Origin of the sequence: Streptococcus sp. HMSC065E03, from assembly GCF_001815045.1 — a bacterium.
GTDB classification, from domain to species: Bacteria; Bacillota; Bacilli; order Lactobacillales; family Streptococcaceae; genus Streptococcus; species Streptococcus parasanguinis_AD.
This window is the reverse complement of the sequence record NZ_KV818852.1, coordinates 112,213-130,135: the sequence shown is the minus strand read 5'-3', so window position 1 is coordinate 130,135 and position 17,923 is coordinate 112,213. Positions and strand designations below refer to the sequence as shown.

Annotated in this window: 16 protein-coding genes and 1 riboswitch; of the genes, 13 read left to right on the top strand and 3 right to left on the bottom strand. The window is 41.8% G+C overall.

The genetic code is table 11. The features are described from left to right. Positions 1 to 26: 26 nt before the first annotated feature. Both HMPREF3002_RS05290 and trkA read right to left on the bottom strand, forming a co-directional pair. Positions 27 to 1,466: a TrkH family potassium uptake protein gene (locus tag HMPREF3002_RS05290; RefSeq protein WP_024055210.1), complete on the bottom strand. Its 1,440-nt coding sequence runs from the start codon at positions 1,464 to 1,466 to the stop codon at positions 27 to 29. A 5-nt stretch (positions 1,467 to 1,471) separates the two neighbouring features. Continuing rightward, positions 1,472 to 2,827, bottom strand: a complete 1,356-nt coding sequence (gene trkA / locus HMPREF3002_RS05285; protein WP_070665471.1) for a Trk system potassium transporter TrkA — start codon at positions 2,825 to 2,827, stop codon at positions 1,472 to 1,474. 333 nt (positions 2,828 to 3,160) lie between these two features. Here trkA and HMPREF3002_RS05280 point away from each other — a divergent pair, with 333 nt between their 5' ends. The 7 genes from HMPREF3002_RS05280 to HMPREF3002_RS05250 all read left to right on the top strand — a co-directional run bounded on the left by HMPREF3002_RS05280 (position 3,161) and on the right by HMPREF3002_RS05250 (position 9,222). Further along, positions 3,161 to 3,703: a tRNA (cytidine(34)-2'-O)-methyltransferase gene (locus HMPREF3002_RS05280; RefSeq protein WP_023918879.1), complete on the top strand. Its 543-nt coding sequence runs from the start codon at positions 3,161 to 3,163 to the stop codon at positions 3,701 to 3,703. Positions 3,704 to 3,783: 80 nt separating this feature from the next. After that, positions 3,784 to 3,933, top strand: a riboswitch (FMN riboswitch). Between the two features lie 218 nt (positions 3,934 to 4,151). Then, positions 4,152 to 4,709: an ECF transporter S component gene (locus HMPREF3002_RS05275; RefSeq protein WP_003005658.1), complete on the top strand. Its 558-nt coding sequence runs from the start codon at positions 4,152 to 4,154 to the stop codon at positions 4,707 to 4,709. Beyond that, positions 4,699 to 5,349 carry a phosphatase PAP2 family protein gene (locus tag HMPREF3002_RS05270; protein ID WP_070665470.1) on the top strand — a complete coding sequence of 217 codons (651 nt, stop codon included), beginning with the start codon at positions 4,699 to 4,701 and terminating at the stop codon, positions 5,347 to 5,349. Before HMPREF3002_RS05275 ends, HMPREF3002_RS05270 begins: the two co-directional genes overlap by 11 nt. Before the next feature lie 58 nt (positions 5,350 to 5,407). Continuing rightward, positions 5,408 to 6,367 carry a tRNA modification radical SAM protein MnmL/YtqA gene (locus HMPREF3002_RS05265; protein WP_083312669.1) on the top strand — a complete coding sequence of 320 codons (960 nt, stop codon included), beginning with the start codon at positions 5,408 to 5,410 and terminating at the stop codon, positions 6,365 to 6,367. Beyond that, the gene (locus tag HMPREF3002_RS05260; RefSeq protein ID WP_070665468.1) at positions 6,351 to 6,908 is read left to right on the top strand and encodes a tRNA 5-(aminomethyl)-2-thiouridylate-methyltransferase MnmM; all 558 of its coding nucleotides are present in this window, start codon (positions 6,351 to 6,353) and stop codon (positions 6,906 to 6,908) included. Before HMPREF3002_RS05265 ends, HMPREF3002_RS05260 begins: the two co-directional genes overlap by 17 nt. Then, entirely contained in the window at positions 6,901 to 7,155 is a 255-nt protein-coding gene (locus HMPREF3002_RS05255; protein ID WP_045759757.1) for a hypothetical protein, read from the top strand. Before HMPREF3002_RS05260 ends, HMPREF3002_RS05255 begins: the two co-directional genes overlap by 8 nt. A 12-nt stretch (positions 7,156 to 7,167) precedes the next feature. Further along, positions 7,168 to 9,222 carry a cation:proton antiporter gene (locus HMPREF3002_RS05250; protein ID WP_070665467.1) on the top strand — a complete coding sequence of 685 codons (2,055 nt, stop codon included), beginning with the start codon at positions 7,168 to 7,170 and terminating at the stop codon, positions 9,220 to 9,222. Positions 9,223 to 9,433: 211 nt separating this feature from the next. On the opposite strand, the gene HMPREF3002_RS05245 is transcribed toward HMPREF3002_RS05250, so the two are convergent. Beyond that, positions 9,434 to 10,225, bottom strand: coding sequence for an ABC transporter ATP-binding protein (locus tag HMPREF3002_RS05245; RefSeq protein ID WP_024054785.1), 792 nt, complete (start codon positions 10,223 to 10,225; stop codon positions 9,434 to 9,436). 74 nt (positions 10,226 to 10,299) lie between these two features. On the opposite strand from HMPREF3002_RS05245, the gene HMPREF3002_RS05240 reads away from it, so the two are divergent. The 6 genes from HMPREF3002_RS05240 to HMPREF3002_RS05215 all read left to right on the top strand — a co-directional run bounded on the left by HMPREF3002_RS05240 (position 10,300) and on the right by HMPREF3002_RS05215 (position 17,864). Beyond that, a complete protein-coding gene (locus HMPREF3002_RS05240) occupies positions 10,300 to 11,427 on the top strand; it encodes an AI-2E family transporter (RefSeq protein ID WP_003008322.1) in 1,128 nt (375 codons plus the stop codon). 137 nt (positions 11,428 to 11,564) lie between these two features. Continuing rightward, positions 11,565 to 13,046 (top strand): AcpB/EbpR/MafR family transcriptional regulator, encoded by a 1,482-nt coding sequence (locus HMPREF3002_RS05235; protein ID WP_070665466.1) that lies wholly within the window; start codon positions 11,565 to 11,567, stop codon positions 13,044 to 13,046. Between the two features lie 365 nt (positions 13,047 to 13,411). Next, positions 13,412 to 14,761, top strand: a complete 1,350-nt coding sequence (locus tag HMPREF3002_RS05230; RefSeq protein WP_070665465.1) for a hemolysin family protein — start codon at positions 13,412 to 13,414, stop codon at positions 14,759 to 14,761. A gap of 408 nt (positions 14,762 to 15,169) precedes the next feature. Next, positions 15,170 to 16,147, top strand: a complete 978-nt coding sequence (locus HMPREF3002_RS05225) for an ABC transporter substrate-binding protein (protein WP_003013005.1) — start codon at positions 15,170 to 15,172, stop codon at positions 16,145 to 16,147. Positions 16,148 to 16,157: 10 nt separating this feature from the next. Beyond that, positions 16,158 to 17,051, top strand: coding sequence for an ABC transporter permease (locus HMPREF3002_RS05220; protein WP_070665464.1), 894 nt, complete (start codon positions 16,158 to 16,160; stop codon positions 17,049 to 17,051). Positions 17,052 to 17,060: 9 nt separating this feature from the next. Beyond that, entirely contained in the window at positions 17,061 to 17,864 is an 804-nt protein-coding gene (locus tag HMPREF3002_RS05215; protein WP_023918859.1) for an ABC transporter ATP-binding protein, read from the top strand. Positions 17,865 to 17,923: the final 59 nt, after the last annotated feature.

Sequence of the window (17,923 nt, the reverse complement as noted above, 5' to 3'; positions counted from 1 at the left end):
TGTTGATTTTGTACTAGAGTTGTCTATCAGCGTTTAGACCATGTTTTAGGGAGGAAGAGAAGAATCATTGGATAGATTTCAAGCCGTCCGGCAATCATGGCTAAGGAAAGTAATAGTTTTGAAATCGGACTAAAGATGGAAAAGGTTTGACCTGTTCCAATCATAGGTCCAATGTTGTTGAAACAACTAAAGACAGCACTGACAACCGTCATGAAGTTATTATTGTCTAGACTGACTACAAAGAGTAAGCCGATCGTGATAAAACTGTATATTGTAAAGTACTTGAGGATCTGATGCTGTGTATCCTTATCTAATACCGTATCATTGACATGCAAGGTTAGAACGCGATTCGGAGACAAGGTCGAAAGAACCTGATTTTTTGCGATTCGCCATAAGGTCAAGCACCGAATGACTTTAAGCCCCCCAGCGGTCGATCCAGCAGAACCACCGATGACCATCAGCATCAAGAGGATGAACTGAGAAAAGAGAGGCCATTTTTCCGTCGTTCCATAACCAAAACCGGTAGTGGTGATGATATTGGAAACTTGGAAGAAAGAAATTTCAAAACTCTTAGCGACATTGGCATAGAGATGAAGGACATTGTAAGCGATCAAGACACTGGACACGAGGACGATGGTGATATAGGTCCGCAATTCCTCATCTTTAAAGAAGGCCTTGAATTTTCGGATCATGAGGAAGTAGTAGAGGTTAAAGTTAACCCCGAAGACTAAAACCCCGATACTGACCAAATAGGTGATTAAACTACTATTGTAGTGGGCAATTCCGTCGTTAAAAACGGTAAAGCCCCCGGTTCCAGCCGTCCCCATGGCGATGACAAAACTATCATAAAGGGGCATGCCAGCAAGGAAATAAAGAACTACAAAGAGGAAGAACAAGCCCAAGTACAAGAAGTAGAGGATTTGAGCTGTGTTTTTTAATTTGGAAACGACCTTGCCAAAAACTGGACCAGGAACTTCTGCCTTCATGACTTCAAGGTGGCTGTTCTTGTTATTGTCCATAATGGCAAGGGCGAAGACCAATACTCCCATCCCCCCAATCAAGTGGGTAAAACTGCGCCAAAAGAGGAGAGAATGGGTGAGGACACCCACATCATCTAATATCGTTGCCCCTGTTGTTGTAAAGCCAGAGCTGACTTCAAAGAAGGCATCGATAATGTTGGGAATTTGTCCCGAAAAGACAAAGGGAAGGGCGCCAAAGAAGGACCAGAGGATCCAACAGAGGGCTACAATCAGGACTCCTTCTTTAGCATAAATGTGAAAGTCCTTTGGTTTGTGAAAACTACCAAGTAGCCCCAGCCCAAGTAAGATGGCCATGGTTGCCCCAATAGAGACAAAGACCTTGGCAGGTTCCTGATAGATCGTAGCGACGACTAAGGGAACGATCAGGAGAGCTGCCTCGATTAAGAGGAGCTTGGACAAGAGGTAACGAATCATGCTTCTATTCATCAGGCTTACCTCTCAAGTAGATCGTAGATTTTTGTGACATTTTGAATCAAGGTAGTTACGATAATCCGATCTCCTACCATCAAACGGTCATCTCCATTTGGGAAAATAGCCTTGCCGTCTCGAATAATGGCAGCGATCAAGACGCCTTTTTTCAATTTCAATTCAGAGAGGGGATATTGGGTTAGTTTATTGTCTTCCTTAATTTGGAACTGCAAGGTTTCAATCCGGCCGTTTGCGACATGGTGCAAGGCTTCTAGGTTTGAGAACTGTGCATTGTAGCGTCCACGAATAAAGTGCATAATGGTATCTACAGCGATGCGTTTTGGCGTAACGATACTGGTCATATCTTGATCGCCAATGATCTCCAGCAGACTAGTTCGGTTGACCTTGGTAATGTTCTTTTTGACTCCGACAGAATTTAAGAACATGGAGGTGATGATGTTTTCTTCATCGACCCCTGTCAAAGTAGCCACAGCATCAAAGTTATTGGCACTCTCTTCTAAAAGAATGTCTTTAGCAGTTCCGTCTCCATGGACGACATAGAGGTCAGGGAATTCTTGGCTAAAGAATTCAGCTCGTTCGCGATTGACCTCGATGACCTTGAGATCGATTTTGCGACGCACATCCTGGAGAATATTGAGCAGATAGTAGGCAATTTTTCCAGCACCAATCATCATCATGCTCTTAATGACTTGAGGTCGGACATTGTTGTGGAAGAGAACGATCTCGATCCGATTTCCTGTCACGAAAATCTTGTCTTGGGGTTGCAAAACAAAGTCTCCATTTGGAATCGTGAGTTCATTGCAACGCTCGATCGCACAAACAATGACGTTTCCGTATTTCTTTCGGAATTGGGATAGGCTCATATCGCAGAGATTGCTATCTGGCTTGATCTTAAATTCCATCAAGGCAACACGGCCGTTTGCAAAATGCTCCACAGAAAGGGCATTTGGGAAGTCAATGATATTAGCAATATAACGAGCTGTCAGCAATTCCGGATTGACAACCAAGGAGAAGCCCAAGATATTTTTTTCCTTGAAGTAGGAATTGGAATATTCCGGATTCCGCACCCGAACGATGGTTTCTTTGGCTCCCATTTTTTTAGCTAAAACAGCAGAAACCATATTCACTTCGTCGTACTCGGTCATGGAAATGAAGATATCGCAGTCTTCAACATCTGCTTGCTCCAAGACCTTGAAGTTTGCGCCATTTCCTAAAATCCCAATGATATCAAACCGTTTGGTAATATGGTTGAGAACGGATTCGTCTTTTTCGATCAAAATAACATCGTGGTTTTCAGCAACGAGAGAACGACAAAGGGCCGTTCCGACCTTTCCTCCACCAACAACAATAATTTTCATAGAATACCTCCAGAGTATGCTTCTATCATACTCTATTTTCAAGAAAAATTCATCTTTTTTAAGGATTTTCTGGTGGAATTTTGAGAAGCTAAGAACAAGTAGGAAAAATCGTCAAAAGAGTAGAACGAGGAGGGATTGAAAACTTTGGTAAAGTTTCTTAAAAAAATCTAAAAAAACTATTGACAGGAGCTTCAAAAGTGTTATACTTAGAAAGTACCTTCGTTGATTTACCTCAAACCTGTTGTGAGTTAAGTTAATGAAGCTGTAACCACGCTGTTTGCTGAGCTTGACTCCGGGCAGTGTGGCTATTTTTTTATCAGAAAGAGATCGAGTATGAATATTGAAGAACTGGACTACCAAGAGTCAGCTGCTCAAAACCACATCGTCTTGTTCCAACCTCAGATTCCACAAAATACGGGAAATATTGCACGGACTTGTGCGGCGACCAATTCCCCCTTGCATATCATACGACCCATGGCTTTTCCGATCGATGATCGCAAAATGAAGCGAGCAGGACTCGATTATTGGGACAAGCTGGATGTCCGTTTTTATGATAGTCTAGAAGAGTTTATGGAAGCAGCGAGCGATGGTCAGGTACACCTAGTGTCCAAGTTTGCAAATCAGACCTATTCGGACGTTTCTTATCAGGATGGGAAGTCCCATTATTTCTTGTTTGGACGCGAGGATAAAGGATTGCCGGAAGATTTTATGCGCCAGCACGAAGAGAAGGCTATTCGCATTCCGATGAATGATGAGCATGTCCGTAGTTTAAATGTCTCTAATACCGTCTGCATGATTGTCTATGAGGCACTCCGCCAGCAAGGTTTTAAGGGGCTGGAGTTGAGCCATCATTATGAGCACGACAAGCTCAAGTAAGAACGAAAATTTAAAACCCGAACGATGTAATCCATGACGTTACAAAAACTTGCCTAGGCAAGTTTTTTTTGTTATCATAAAAGGGTCTTCAGGGCAGGGTGTAATTCCCGACCGGCGGTGACTTTTACGAGGAAATGTTCTTTTCCATAGTCTAAAAGAAGTCCGCGAGCGCAAGCTGATGTGGTGTGACTCCACAACCGACAGTATAGTCTGGATGGGAGAAGACGAGAGACGAATAGACTGACAGCTATTCTGATCTGTTTAGAGCTGATGCATGGGAATAAAACGTTAGTGGCTGGGACTGACTAACGGCATGTTTCGATGGAGATCAGCTAAAGTAACTAGAATAGTTTCTAGTTTAAGCTTTGTTTAAATAGTTTAGAGTAGAATGATGGGGTAGACGTCTTTCCAGCTTCTCTAATTTTTAAAAAAATTGGAGGAACCTGTTATGACAAATACACGTAAACTGACCCTAGTGGCTGTTTTATCCGCTTTATCTTTTATTTTGATGTTCTATCAATTTTCTTTTTTGATAGATTTCTTCAAAATTGATTTGAGTATTATCGCCATTTTGTTGGCCTTGGTCCTGTTGGATTTTAAAAGTGCCGTTTGGGTGACCTTGATCCGATCTGTCCTTAAGTTAGCCCTTAATAATAAGGGGCTTGAAACCTTGATCGGATTACCAATCAATATCATTGGAGTTCTTGTTTTTGTTCTTGCTTTTGCATGGATTTGGAACAAGGAACGGACCCATGGTCGATTTGTCTTGGCAACGATTGTTGGAACGATCAGCTTGAGTATCACGATGGTATTGGTGAACTATGTCTATGCAATCCCTTTGTATGCTCGTTTTATGAACTATGATATTTCGAAAACACTAGGGCTTGTCCACTATTTAGCCGCAATGGTTGCACCGTTTAACCTGATCGAAGGGGTGATTTGGGCCATCGCATTTGGGTTGATCTATACCTTATTGCAACCGATTTTAAAAAAATATGAAAAATAAACAACAACATTGGGCGAAGGCAAGCTTCGCCCTTCTCATTTTTGTCATTCTTGGGTATGTGATTCGCTTTTACCCGCAACAATTAACAGGCTTTGATAGCACGATTCAGTCTGCTATTCGAGGCGATCTGCCTGCAGCACTGACGGCCTTCTTTACCAAGGTGACCCATGTCATGGATACCAAGATCATTGTCATCTGGGTGGGTCTTCTGCTAGCGGTCTTTGCCTATAAGAAATGGTACAGTGAAGCTCTTTTTCTAGGGAGCAATCTGGTATTGACGGGTCTTTTAGTTCTTCTTCTAAAGAATATCTACCAGAGACCGAGACCAAGTATTCTTCATCTAGTAGAGGAAAAAGGCTTTTCTTTCCCGAGTGGTCATTCACTGGCGTCTACCCTTGTTTTGGGAAGTTTGATCATTATAATCGGCCAACATGTAAAAAATAAAACAGCCTGCTATTGCCTTCAAGGCTTGCTGGTTCTGGGAATCGTGACCATTGTGGTTTCCCGCGTTTATGTCGGGGTCCACTATCCATCAGACGTTCTTGGCAGTATGATTTTGGGCCTTGCTGTCTTACAGTTTGAGTATCCCTTGTATGATCGCTTGCGATTTCAATGGCGCTTTACAGGCAAGCAAAAATAAACATCTAACAACTAGGAGTTGAACTCGCGTTTTGAGTTCGACTCTTTTTTTTGCTATAATGAAGGGTATGAAATCCTACAATACCTTGAATGATTATTATCGAACCTTATTTGGAGAAAAGACCTTTAAAGTCCCTATTGATGCAGGCTTTGATTGTCCCAATCGAGACGGAACAGTCGCCCATGGTGGCTGTACTTTTTGTACGGTCTCGGGTTCAGGAGATGCCATTGTGGCCCCAGAAGCTCCGATTCGAGAACAGTTTTACAAAGAGATTGATTTTATGCATCGGAAATGGCCAGATGTGAAGAAGTACCTGGTCTATTTTCAAAATTTCACCAATACCCACGATAAAGTGGAAGTCATTCGAGAGCGGTATGAACAGGCCATTAATGAACCAGGAGTGGTAGGAATCAACATTGGTACGCGTCCGGACTGTTTACCAGATGAGACCTTGGCCTACCTAGCAGAGCTGACAGAGCGCATGCATGTGACGATTGAGTTGGGTCTTCAGACGACTTATGAAACGACTTCTGAATTGATCAATCGGGCCCATAGTTATGACCTCTATGTTGAAACAGTCAAGCGGATTCGTAAACAGGTGCCCAAGGCAGAGATCGTCTCCCATTTGATCAATGGCCTTCCTGGGGAGACGCATGAGATGATGGTGGAAAATGTTCGCCGTTGTGTGACCGATAATGAAATTGATGGCATCAAGTTGCACCTCTTGCATTTGATGACCAATACACGGATGCAACGGGACTATCATGAAGGACGACTTCAACTCATGAGCCAGGAGGAGTATGTCAAGGTCATCTGTGACCAGTTGGAGATTATCCCCAAACACATCGTCATCCACCGGATTACAGGGGACGCGCCAAGGGATATGTTGATTGGCCCTATGTGGAGCCTCAACAAATGGGAAGTCCTAAACGCCATTGAAACTGAAATGCGTCGGCGTGGAAGTACCCAAGGATGTAAGCTAGAAGAAAAGGAGACTGCTGATGCTTCGACCACTTGAAACGGCCCATCAATTTTTAGCAGAAGTCATCACCAAAGAAGATGTGGTGGTGGATGCGACCATGGGAAATGGACATGATACGGCCTTTTTAGCCCAACTAGCAGGCCAGGTCTATGCCTTTGATATTCAAGAGCAGGCACTTGTCAATACCCAAGAAAGATTGGAAAAGTTGGGACTTCAACATGTCCGGTTGATTTTGGATGGCCACCAGCATGTGGACCAATATGTGGAGACCATCAAAGCAGCTATTTTTAATCTGGGTTATCTGCCATCTGCGGATAAATCGGTCATTACTCTTCCAGCTACCACGATTGAAGCGATGGAGAAAATTTGTGTTCGCCTAGAAAAAGGTGGGCGAATGGCTATTATGATCTATTATGGTCATGAGGGAGGAGACATCGAGCGTGATGCAGTGCTGGACTTTGTCAGTCAGCTCCCTCAAAAAGACTATACAGCGACCATCTACCGGACACTGAATCAAGTGAATCAGCCACCGTTTTTGGTCATGATCGAAAAATTAGAAAGCTACCGTCATGGATAAAGAATATTTAAAGAATAAAATTGAAGGATTGAGACATCATTTTGTCGAATCAACCATCCACGAGCGTGCAATGGGTTTTTATGATGAAGCTCATATGACCAAAAAGATGCTCAAAATAAAAAAGAAATTGGTTTCGCTTGAGATGGAACGGTCCCAAAAGAAGATTGAGCACAAGGATGTAACCAAGACAGACCAAAAGATTGCGGAGTTAAAACAGCAATTTGAGACCTGCTGCCAAGAACGCTAAGGAGGGAGTGATATGGAACTACTCCTTTATGCAGTGATCTTTTCGATGATTTTGATCATCTCAAATGCCACGAATAAACTTGTGCCGAGTCTTCCTCTACCCTTGATTCAAATTTTACCAGGGATTGGTTGGGCTCTCTTTGTGCCAGAAGAAAATTTTCATCTGGATACCGAGCTCTTTCTGGCCTTGGTCATTGGCCCTCTCTTATTTCGAGAAGCAGAAGAAGCAGATATTACTTCCGTCTTAAAGCACTGGCGGATCATCCTCTATTTGATTTTCCCAGTGATTTTTATCTCAACCATTAGTTTGGGCTGGGCAGCTCACTCTTTGTGGCTGAGCCTTCCATTAGCAGCCTGTATGGCCGTGGGGGCAGCCCTGGGGCCTACAGACTTAGTAGCCTTTGCCTCCCTGTCTGAGCGCTTTAGCTTTCCAAAGCGAGTTTCGAATATCTTAAAAGGCGAAGGGTTACTAAATGATGCCTCAGGTCTAGTTGCCTTTCGAGTGGCCTTGGCAGCCCTTGCGACCGGAAGTTTCTCTCTTGGAGAGGCAGGGGTTTCCTTAGGAATCTCCATCATTGGAGGATTTGCAGTGGGGATCTTGACGGCCTTTGTGAACCGGTGGCTGCAAACCTTGCTCTTGAGTGTTCGTGCCAGTGATATTGCCAGTGAATTGTTATTAGAACTGAGTCTCCCACTGTTGACATTCTTCCTAGCAGAAGAACTCCATGTCTCTGGTATCATTGCAGTAGTTGTGTCAGGGATCTTAAAAGCTAGTCGCTTTAAGCACATTACCCTCCTTGAAGCGCGGGTAGATACTGTGAGTCATACTGTCTGGAATACGGTCAACTTTATCTTAAATGGGTCGGTCTTTGTCATCTTAGGAATGGAATTGGAAATGATTTCCAAGCCCATCTTAAGTAGTCCCATTTACAATAATCTGCTTTTAGTTCTTTCTGTCTTTTTGTTGACAGCATTGCTCTTTTTGATTCGTTTTGTCATGGTTTACCTCTTTTATTGGTACCGAACTGTTCGATTAAAAAAATCGTTGAGAAATTATCTAAAAGATGCCTTATTGCTGACCTTTTCGGGTGTGAAGGGAACGGTTTCGATTGCGACGATTCTTTTGATTCCAACCAAGATCGAAAAAGAATACCCTATCCTACTCTTTTTAGTGGCAGGAGTTACCCTTGTCAGCTTTATTGCTGGCTTAGTGGTACTTCCAAAATTATCAGAAGACAAGGAAGAAACCAATGACTACCTGATGCAGATCGCGATTTTAAATGATGTCGTCATGGAATTAGAAGCAGACCTAAAGAATAGCAAGCACAAGGGTCCCTTGTATGCGGCGATTGATAACTACCATGGTCGCATAGAAAACTTGATTCTAGGCCAAGAAAACAGGCTCATTCAAAGGGACTGGGAACAGTTGAAGCTCCTGATTTTGAGTATTGAAAGTGATGGCTTGGAACAGGCTTATGAAGAAGGAAAGATTCGAGAGCGGGGCTACCGCGTCTACCAACGCTATCTTCGCAATATGGAGCAACGTGTCAATCGCAATCTTTCGTCTCGTTTAACCTATTACCTCTTGGTGTCTTTCCGTCTCTTGCGTTTATTAGTTCATGAGATCTTAACCTTTGGGTCTGGCTTGCGAAACTGGTGGACCCGAGAAGACAGTAAGTTAGAGGCCATTGATTATGACCAGATTGCGGCCCTTTATCTGGCCAATACGGAAATCATCATCGAAAGTTTGGAAGACCTCAAGGGGATTTATCGGAGCAGTTTGATCTCTTTCCTACAAGAATCTCGTCTGAGAGAGACAGCTATTATTACCAGTGGGGCCTTTGTGGAGCGGGTTATTAATCGCGTGAAACCAAATAATATCGATGAAATGTTGAGAGGCTATTATTTGGAGCGTAAGATTATTTTTGAATATGAAGCGCAACACCTGATTACCGCCAAGCAAGCGCGCCGTATGCGCCAAAATGTCAATGAATTAGAAAGTTATTCCCTAAGAGAAAGTGCCAATACGCTTCCATATGATATGATCGAGTATGCACGGAATCGTTGAGAATAAGAGTAAAAGGGGCTGGGACAAAAGTCCTAGCCTCTCAATTGTTTTTGGATGTCGAGCAAGATGCAGTGGTTGAGTGGGCTCTAATACGCTGATTTCATCAGCTTTTACAGCCCTACTCAACTGTGCGGATGTGGGACGATGAAATCGAATTCTAACGAATTACCGATTTCTGTCCCACTCTCTTTTTGCTTTATTCATTTTCTTTTCAGTGTGCGATTTCTGGTTTGACAAAGAGTCGCTCATCACCAAGATCAATAAGGGATACTGGTGCTTCATAAAATTGACTAAGGACATGGGGAGTTAGGATCTTTTCCTTGGGTCCTTGCTCAACCACTTGGCCATGTTTGAGTAAGAGGACATGCGTCATGTCTGTTGTAATTTCCTCGGCATGGTGGGTGACATAAATCATGGTAGGCGCGTGATCTAGTTGTTTGATATGATGGATCTGACGGAGGAGTTTTTCTCTGGCAAAGAGATCAAGCCCGCTCGAGGCTTCATCAAAGATGATCAGATCTGGCTGGTCCATGAGGCTTCGTGCAATGAGAACGGTCTGCTTTTCTCCCTGGGAGAGCTCTCGGTATTTGCGGCCGATCAAAGAGCTAGCCCCAATTGAAGTCAGCATATCCCGTGCCCAGTTCAGTTCTTCCTCCCCGTATGCAGCATATAAAATACTGCTCTTGTATTGACCAGTTAGGACAATTTGCTCTGTCAAAAGATGTTCTGGCAGTCTTTCTGAAATAAAGGAGCTAACGATCCCAATACGCTTACGTAACTCAGGAATACCCCCTTCTCCAAAGCGGGTTCCAAGGACCGTTACCTGGCCAGAACTAGCCCAGTATTCAGACATGAGCAGTTTGAGGAGGGTCGATTTTCCTGCTCCATTTAAGCCTAAAATCGCCCAACATTCATTTTCTTTTACTTGCCAGTTAATCTCTTTTAAAAGGGCTTTTCCATTGCGGATCAAATTGACGTCTTGTAGTTCAATCAAATTATTCATAACTTCATCCTTTTGATTAAAATCTCCTTTATTCTATCATAAAATATGGTAGAATAGAAAACAGGAGGTAAGGAATGTTTCGAAATAGTAAATTGTTATTCTGGACATGTGAGATCTTATTATTGACGGTGATTTTCTATATTTGGAAATCAATGGGGACTTTAATTTCTCCATTTGTATCTGTTCTGAATACCATCCTCTTACCATTTTTAATTGCAGGTTTTTTATATTACATTACCAATCCGATTGTTGAATTGTTGGAAAAACACTTAAAAATCAAGCGTGTGTTTGGTATTTTGATCACCTTAGTTCTGTTGTTTGGGATCATTGGCTTAGGGATCTTTTATCTGCTCCCCATCTTAATCAATCAGTTAACCAGTTTGATCAATTCAACTCAAGGACTTTACTGGGAAGTTCAAAGTTTGGTTCGAAAACTCTCGACCAATCCTTTGTTCCAGAATGTGAATATCCAGTCGACGATTCAGCAGTTGAATCTCTCTTATATGGATATCCTACAAAATCTCTTGAATAGTGTGACCAACAGTTTAGGAAGTGTGGTTAACACCATTGTCAATACGGTCTTTATCTTGATCATGACCCCTGTCTTCTTGGTTTATTTCTTGGTCGATGGGAAGAAGTTATTACCGATGTTGGAGCGGACCATTTTACGCAATGACAAACTCCACATTTCAAGCCTCTTGATTAGTTTGAATGAAACGGTCTCTCGCTATATTAGTGGGATTTCGATCGATGCCTTTATCATTGGAACCCTAGCCTACATTGGCTATAGTTTTATTGGATTGAAGTATGCTTTGGTCTTTGCCATTTTTTCTGGATTGGCCAATCTCATTCCATATGTAGGACCAACCATCGGGTTGATTCCGATGATCATCACCTATGCCTTCACAGATATGGATATGATGATCAAAGCAGTCATTTACATGTTGATTATCCAGCAGATCGATGGGAATATTCTTTATCCGCGTATCGTTGGAGGCGTGATGAAGGTTCACCCGATTACCATTATGGTTCTCTTATTGCTCTCAAGTAATATTTACGGCATTATCGGGATGGTCGTTGCGATTCCAGTCTATTCGATTGGAAAAGAAATTGTAAAATTCTTGGTAAATCTTTATGATAACCACCGTGCTGCTAAGGAACAGAAGAAAAAAGAAGAATTTGGTATCATTAATAAATCATAGACTCTAGCGCCTATATGGGCCTTGGAGTCTTTTTTGTACATTTTTTTGAAAAATGCTGGAAAAAAGTCAACAAGTGCTATGAAATGTGTTAAAATATAAGTAATTTTGAAAGATAATATGAAATTAGGTAGGGAAAGATGAGACTGCTCTTATCGAAAAAACAGAGACGCCAATTGCAATTGTTGGAAATCTTGATTAAGGAAAAAAGATGGTTCCACTTGAAAGAGTTGGCCAAGCGTTTGGATTGTACAGAACGTTCGTTAAAAGAAGATTTGTCTAATCTTCGTAGTACATTTGATGACTTTTTAATTGAATCGTCCACCAATGGGATCAAGATCAGTTATGAGGATTCGGTTGGTCTTGAGGTGATTTACCATCACTTTTTTAAAGAATCACAAGCCTTCGCCTTGATTGAATATCTCTTCTTCCACAAGGATGTTTCCAATGAATATATTTGCAGAAAGTTTGATTTGAGTTACCAATCTTTCTACCGCTTGATTCGGACGATTAATCAGAAGCTTCAAACCAAATACAATGTAAAGATTGATTTGAAACCCTTGAACCTTGTCGGAGATGAGATTGACGTTCGTTTCTTTTATGCCCAATATTTTGCAGAGCGTTATTACTATATGGAGTGGCCTTTCCCAGAATTTAAGGAAGAGGCTGTGACCGATTTGATCACCTTCTTCTTCAAGCTCTATGGCTATCCATTGACCTTCTCTGTACTCAGGTCTTATAAAGTTCTCTTGACAGTCTACTTGTCACGGATTAAGCAAGGCTATTTTATTGACATGCCAACGAACTATGATGTGTATAAGGACCAGTATCAAGGGGTGACCAATGTCGAGGAGATGTTGCGCTACTTTAGCTTGCAGTTGGGTGTCGAGTTGAATGAAAAAGTGCTGGAGCAGTTCTTTATCATCTTCATTCAAGAGAATTTCTATTTCAGCCCAGAAAGCTTGATCGAAGCTGCAGAAACAGATCCTTATGCCAAAGAATCGACTAGACTCATCAAAGATATGTTCAAGGATCTATGCTATACCTATGATTTAGATATTGAAAATCTTGATGAGATGTTGATGCATGTCCATAACACGTCTCATCTCGATCGGAAGGAATTATTCTCTGAGTTTCTCTTGTTTGATACCAAGACCAATACCAACGAAGATTTCATGAGCATCTTCCCAGCCTTCTATGATGATTTGAAGGAGCATATCATCACTTATATGAAGACCATGAAGCATGATCTGAATGATGAGATCATCAAGCACATGATCTATACGGTCTATACTCACTGGGAACGTCTCTTACCGCAGTTATTGCGCCGTCGGAAGTCCATTAAGGTCTTGATTATCAGTCGTTTTGACGATCACCATGCCAAATCCATGATCGATTTCCTTGATTTCTACTGTACGGATAACTTTGAATTTACGCAGATGATCAAGTACAATCTGACAGTAGATGATATTGAAGCTTCGGATGCAGATGTGGTGGTGGCCAACTTTATGATGCCTGAATTAAAGAAAAAACCATTTATTTGTACAAGTAGTCTCTCATCGCTTGAGCTGGTTGAAAAACTCAATGCCTTCTTTTATGATTTTACCAGTGCAGAACACTAAAGACAAAGTCTTCTTAGAAACTTTCCTTAGGTGAGTACGGACGTCAGCGAACTTCGAAGAAGTTCCATGACTTAGTTTTGGACCTGAGGTTCCAAAACTCCCGAGTGTAGAAACAATCGTGTTTCTAGCACTTTTCTCACGGCGAAAAGTTTCAGTGTAGGTTTGAATGAAACTGATTATATAGATTGTTTTAAGTTTTCAGCTTCACTTAGGTTATTTCGTTTGAAAAAACAATTTGTTCACATTCTAAAATCAGGACTTGTTCCTGATTTTTTGATGGTAAAAAAAGAAAATTTTATAGAAGAATGCAGGCTCTCCTATTTTGTGGTATAATATACAATATTATATACTGGAGGAAATTATCCATGGAAGACCCTGGCAGTCAGGAAATTTTACTGGAAGTTATTTTATTGATTGTTTTGACATTATTGAACGCCTTTTTCTCGGCGGCTGAAATGTCAATGGTATCGTTGAATCGCTCTCGTGTAGAGCAAAAGGCTGAAGAAGGAGATAAAAAATACATTCGTCTTCTTAGCGTATTGGAACAACCGAACCATTTCTTATCCACTATTCAGGTGGGGATCACCTTGATTAACATCTTATCTGGGGCGAGTCTTGCAGAAAGTCTCGGTCATGTCATTGCTGGATGGATGGGCAATACCAAAACAGCTCTTGCAGCTGGAAGCTTTTTATCTCTAGCATTTTTGACTTATATTTCGATCGTATTTGGTGAACTCTATCCGAAACGAATCGCCATGAACTTGAAAGATGAGTTGGCTGTTCGAACAGCTCCGATTGTGATTCTATTAGGAAAAATTGTCAGCCCCTTTGTTTGGTTGCTTTCAGCGTCGACCAACCTTTTGAGCCGTATCACGCCAATGGAATTCGATGATCCGGATGAAAAGATGACGCGGGATGAAATCGAGTATATGCTGACCAATAGTGAAGCAACACTGGATGCTGACGAGATTGAGATGCTCCAAGGGATCTTTTCATTAGATGAAATGGTAGCGCGTGAAGTCATGGTCCCACGGACAGATGCCTTCATGGTTGATATCAATGATGATACCAAAGAAATTATTGAAAGTATCCTTAAGCAAAACTTTTCACGGATTCCTGTCTATGATGATGACAAGGACAATGTCATCGGCCTCATCCATACCAAACGTCTCTTGAACGAAGGATTTATCAATGGCTTTGATAATATTGTCTTAAGAAAGATTTTACAAGAACCTTTGTTTGTTCCAGAAACTATTTTTGTGGATGATCTTTTGAAGGAATTGCGCAATACACAAAATCAAATGGCCATTCTGCTTGATGAATATGGTGGAATGTCTGGACTGGTCACTCTTGAAGACCTCTTGGAAGAAATCGTCGGTGAAATTGACGATGAGACTGACAAAGCGGAAATTGATGTCTTTGAAATTGCAGACAATACTTATTTTGTACAAGGAGCCATGTCTCTAAATGACTTTAACGAATATTTTGATGTTGAGTTGGAAAGTGATGATGTGGATACCATTGCAGGGTATTACCTGACAGAGGTTGGGCGAATTCCGACCTTGAAAGAGCGACTCAGCTGTGAAGTCGATAGTCAAAAGAAACACCTCATTTTGACAAATGACAAAGTAAAAAATGGTCGTGTGACCAAGGTGAAAGTTGAAATTTCTGAAATCGTCGAAGAAGATGAGGAAACCAAATCAAAAGAAGATTAGAAAACAGAGGCCTGGACGTGTTCCAGCCTCTGTTTTTTTTCTTGTCAGGGATAGTTGAATTTTCAAAAAATTTGAAAAATTTCTGAAATAGTCTTGACAGCTAAAAAAAATTAAGGTAAGATAATACCCATAAATAAAGAAAGCAGAAAATAAACATGAAGCAACAAGCCATTTCAACTCAAAAATTCTACTTTAGCTACTTTAGATAGTGTTTGTAGACATGATCTCATGGATGCAAACAACCCAAGCAATTTGTTTGTATCTATGTGGCTAAGATTTTTGACGATGGTCCATAGAGCTAGTATCTAAATGGACCGAGGTTTTGTAACTTGTTGGAGAATTTCAAGCATCCGTTTAGAGAATGATCTAAGCGGATTTTTTGTTTATTTGCAGAAAAGGAGTCAAAAAATGAAAGTAGTGAAGAAATTACTAGCACCTGTCCTGGTTGTAGGACTGCTGTTAACATCATTGGTGACCTTACACCATCTGAAGGATGCTAAAAAGGACAATGTCTTTCGGATTGGGATTTCCCAGTACATCACCCATAAGTCGCTCGATGCAACACGAAAAGGCTTTATCGAAGAGTTGAAGAAAGAGGGCTATGTGGATGGGAAAAATATTCAGATCGATTTCCAAAATGCTCAAGGGGAGCAACGAAATCTGAAAAACATTTCCAAACAATTGGCGGAAGAAAGTGATCTCGTCTTTGCGATTGCAACCCCTTCGGCTCAAAGTTTGGCCAATACGACGAAAACAACGCCAGTTGTCTTCTCGGCTGTGACCGATCCATTGGCAGCGAAATTAGTGAAAAACTTGAAAGAGCCTGGTGGCAATATCACAGGGACAAGTGACCAGTCAGACGATGCGATCTCTACACAGGTAGACATGATTAAGCAAGTACTTCCAACGGCGAAAACAGTTGGGATCCTCTATACGCAAAGTGAGCCTAACTCAGTTGTCCAAAAAGACAATGCGAAGAAGATCCTTGAAGCTAAAGGCTATCAAGTGGTTGAAAAAACCATCCTCGATAGTAACAATGTGAAGGCTGCAGCAGACAGTATCATGTCAGAAGCAGATATCGTCTTTGTTCCGACAGACAATATTATCTCTTCTACAATGGACACTGTTAAACAGGTCTCCATCAGTCATAAGGTGCCCGTTTTTGGTGGATCTGCTGAAATGGTAGCTACTGGTGGCTTGTACAACTTTGGTACTGATTATGAGGAATTGGGAAGACAAGCTGCTCGGATGGCTATTCGCATCATGAAGGGTGAGAAACCTGGGAAAGTCGCAGTTGAAACACCTGAAAAATTAGAATTGCATACCAATAAAGAGATGGCCAAAGAGCTTGGAATTGATATTAGCTCGTTGAAGGTAGAAAAATAGGAGGTTTGAGATGAATTTCGTTTTATCAAGTTTATCAGAAGGTTTATTGTGGTCGATCATGGCGATCGGTGTTTACTTAACATTTCGAATTTTAGATATTGCCGACATGACGGCAGAAGGAGCCTTTCCACTTGGGGCAGCAGTTGTATCCTCCCAAATTCAAGCAGGAAGAAACCCTTGGCTTGCAACTTTGATGGGCTTCCTAGCAGGGATGATCGCAGGATTGGTTTCTGGGATTCTCCATACAAAAATGAAAATTCCAGCCCTCTTGACAGGGATTGTCACTTTGACCGGTCTCTACTCTATCAATATTAAAATCATGGGGGGAGTACCCAACCTCTCTATTGGCGATGCCAGTACCATTTTCAAAAGTGTCATGAAATTGGGCTTGTCCAATGAAGAAGCTGTCTTTTTGATTAGTATTTCGTGCTTGATCATCGTCTGTATCTTGTTAACTCTCTTAATGAAGACGCAACTTGGCTTGGTTTTGCGCTCGACTGGTGATAACATTCCAATGAGTGAGGCCAATGGGGTCAATGTAGATAACATGAAGATGTTGGGCTACATGATTTCCAATGGCTTGATTGCCCTTTGTGGAGCCATGTTTGCACAAAATGATGGTTTCTCAGATGTGACTTCTGGTACAGGGACGATCGTAGTCGGCTTGAGTGCGGTGATTATCGCTGAAGTTTTGATCCACGAATTGACCATTGGTTGGCGCTTGCTTTCCATCGGGGTTGGAGCCATTGTTTACCGTTTGATTATCTTAAATATTTACGAGATCCCAAATCTCGATCAAAATATGGTCCGTCTCTTCAATGCGATCTTGCTTGCGATTGTCTTGTTCGCTCCTGAGGCGCAAAAACGTCTTCGTGTTCGTGGATTGAAGTTAGGAAATAAGTAGGAGAAAAGTATGGCAACATTATTATCAATTGAAGGCATTCATAAGACATTTGAAGCAGGAACGGTTAATGAAAACCATGTCTTAAAAGGCTTGGATCTCCAAGTGGAAGAAGGAGATTTCATTTCGGTTATCGGTGGAAATGGAGCTGGGAAATCAACCTTGATGAACATCTTGGCAGGAAATCTAGTCGTGGATGAAGGGGATATCTTGCTAGAAGGTAACTCCATCAAAAATGCGAGTGTTCGTAGGCGTGCGAAAGATATTGCGCGTGTCTTCCAAGATCCCAAGATGGGGACAGCTTCTCGTTTGACCATTGAAGAAAATATGGCCATTGCCCAACGTCGGGGGAAATCTCGTGGTTTGGGCTGGGGAGTTCGGGAGAAAGATCGCGAATTATTCCGTGAAGCCTTGAAGGAACTGAATATCGGTTTAGAGAACCGCCTCAAAGTCGATACCCAATATTTGTCTGGTGGGCAACGTCAAGCTTTGACCTTGGTCATGGCAGCCTTGGTCAAACCCAAACTCTTGCTTCTGGATGAACACACCGCAGCGCTCGATCCCAAGACCAGTGAAATGGTCATGGAATTGACACAAAAGATTGTGGAAAGCCATGATTTGACAACTTTGATGATTACGCATGATATGAACCATGCCATTGAATACGGCAACCGCTTGATCATGCTCTACCAAGGCAAGATCGTTGTCGACGTCAAAGGAGAAGAAAAGAAAAACCTAACGGTTGAAGATTTGATGCGCCTCTTCCAACAAAACAGTGGTGAAACCCTGGTAAGTGATGAATTGGTATTAGGATAAAATGAGAGTGGGACAGAAATCGGTTATTCGTTAGAATTCGATTTCGTCGTCCCACCTTC

What these genes read in the sequence shown, in the direction of transcription:
- HMPREF3002_RS05290 (WP_024055210.1), bottom strand. Translation starts at nt 1,466, where the DNA reads ATGAATAGAAGCATGATTCGTTACCTCTTGTCCAAGCTCCTCTTAATC.
- trkA (WP_070665471.1), bottom strand. Translation starts at nt 2,827, where the DNA reads ATGAAAATTATTGTTGTTGGTGGAGGAAAGGTCGGAACGGCCCTTTGT.
- HMPREF3002_RS05280 (WP_023918879.1), top strand. Translation starts at nt 3,161, where the DNA reads ATGAATATTGAAGAACTGGACTACCAAGAGTCAGCTGCTCAAAACCAC.
- HMPREF3002_RS05275 (WP_003005658.1), top strand. Translation starts at nt 4,152, where the DNA reads ATGACAAATACACGTAAACTGACCCTAGTGGCTGTTTTATCCGCTTTA.
- HMPREF3002_RS05270 (WP_070665470.1), top strand. Translation starts at nt 4,699, where the DNA reads ATGAAAAATAAACAACAACATTGGGCGAAGGCAAGCTTCGCCCTTCTC.
- HMPREF3002_RS05265 (WP_083312669.1), top strand. Translation starts at nt 5,408, where the DNA reads ATGAAGGGTATGAAATCCTACAATACCTTGAATGATTATTATCGAACC.
- HMPREF3002_RS05260 (WP_070665468.1), top strand. Translation starts at nt 6,351, where the DNA reads ATGCTTCGACCACTTGAAACGGCCCATCAATTTTTAGCAGAAGTCATC.
- HMPREF3002_RS05255 (WP_045759757.1), top strand. Translation starts at nt 6,901, where the DNA reads ATGGATAAAGAATATTTAAAGAATAAAATTGAAGGATTGAGACATCAT.
- HMPREF3002_RS05250 (WP_070665467.1), top strand. Translation starts at nt 7,168, where the DNA reads ATGGAACTACTCCTTTATGCAGTGATCTTTTCGATGATTTTGATCATC.
- HMPREF3002_RS05245 (WP_024054785.1), bottom strand. Translation starts at nt 10,225, where the DNA reads ATGAATAATTTGATTGAACTACAAGACGTCAATTTGATCCGCAATGGA.
- HMPREF3002_RS05240 (WP_003008322.1), top strand. Translation starts at nt 10,300, where the DNA reads ATGTTTCGAAATAGTAAATTGTTATTCTGGACATGTGAGATCTTATTA.
- HMPREF3002_RS05235 (WP_070665466.1), top strand. Translation starts at nt 11,565, where the DNA reads ATGAGACTGCTCTTATCGAAAAAACAGAGACGCCAATTGCAATTGTTG.
- HMPREF3002_RS05230 (WP_070665465.1), top strand. Translation starts at nt 13,412, where the DNA reads ATGGAAGACCCTGGCAGTCAGGAAATTTTACTGGAAGTTATTTTATTG.
- HMPREF3002_RS05225 (WP_003013005.1), top strand. Translation starts at nt 15,170, where the DNA reads ATGAAAGTAGTGAAGAAATTACTAGCACCTGTCCTGGTTGTAGGACTG.
- HMPREF3002_RS05220 (WP_070665464.1), top strand. Translation starts at nt 16,158, where the DNA reads ATGAATTTCGTTTTATCAAGTTTATCAGAAGGTTTATTGTGGTCGATC.
- HMPREF3002_RS05215 (WP_023918859.1), top strand. Translation starts at nt 17,061, where the DNA reads ATGGCAACATTATTATCAATTGAAGGCATTCATAAGACATTTGAAGCA.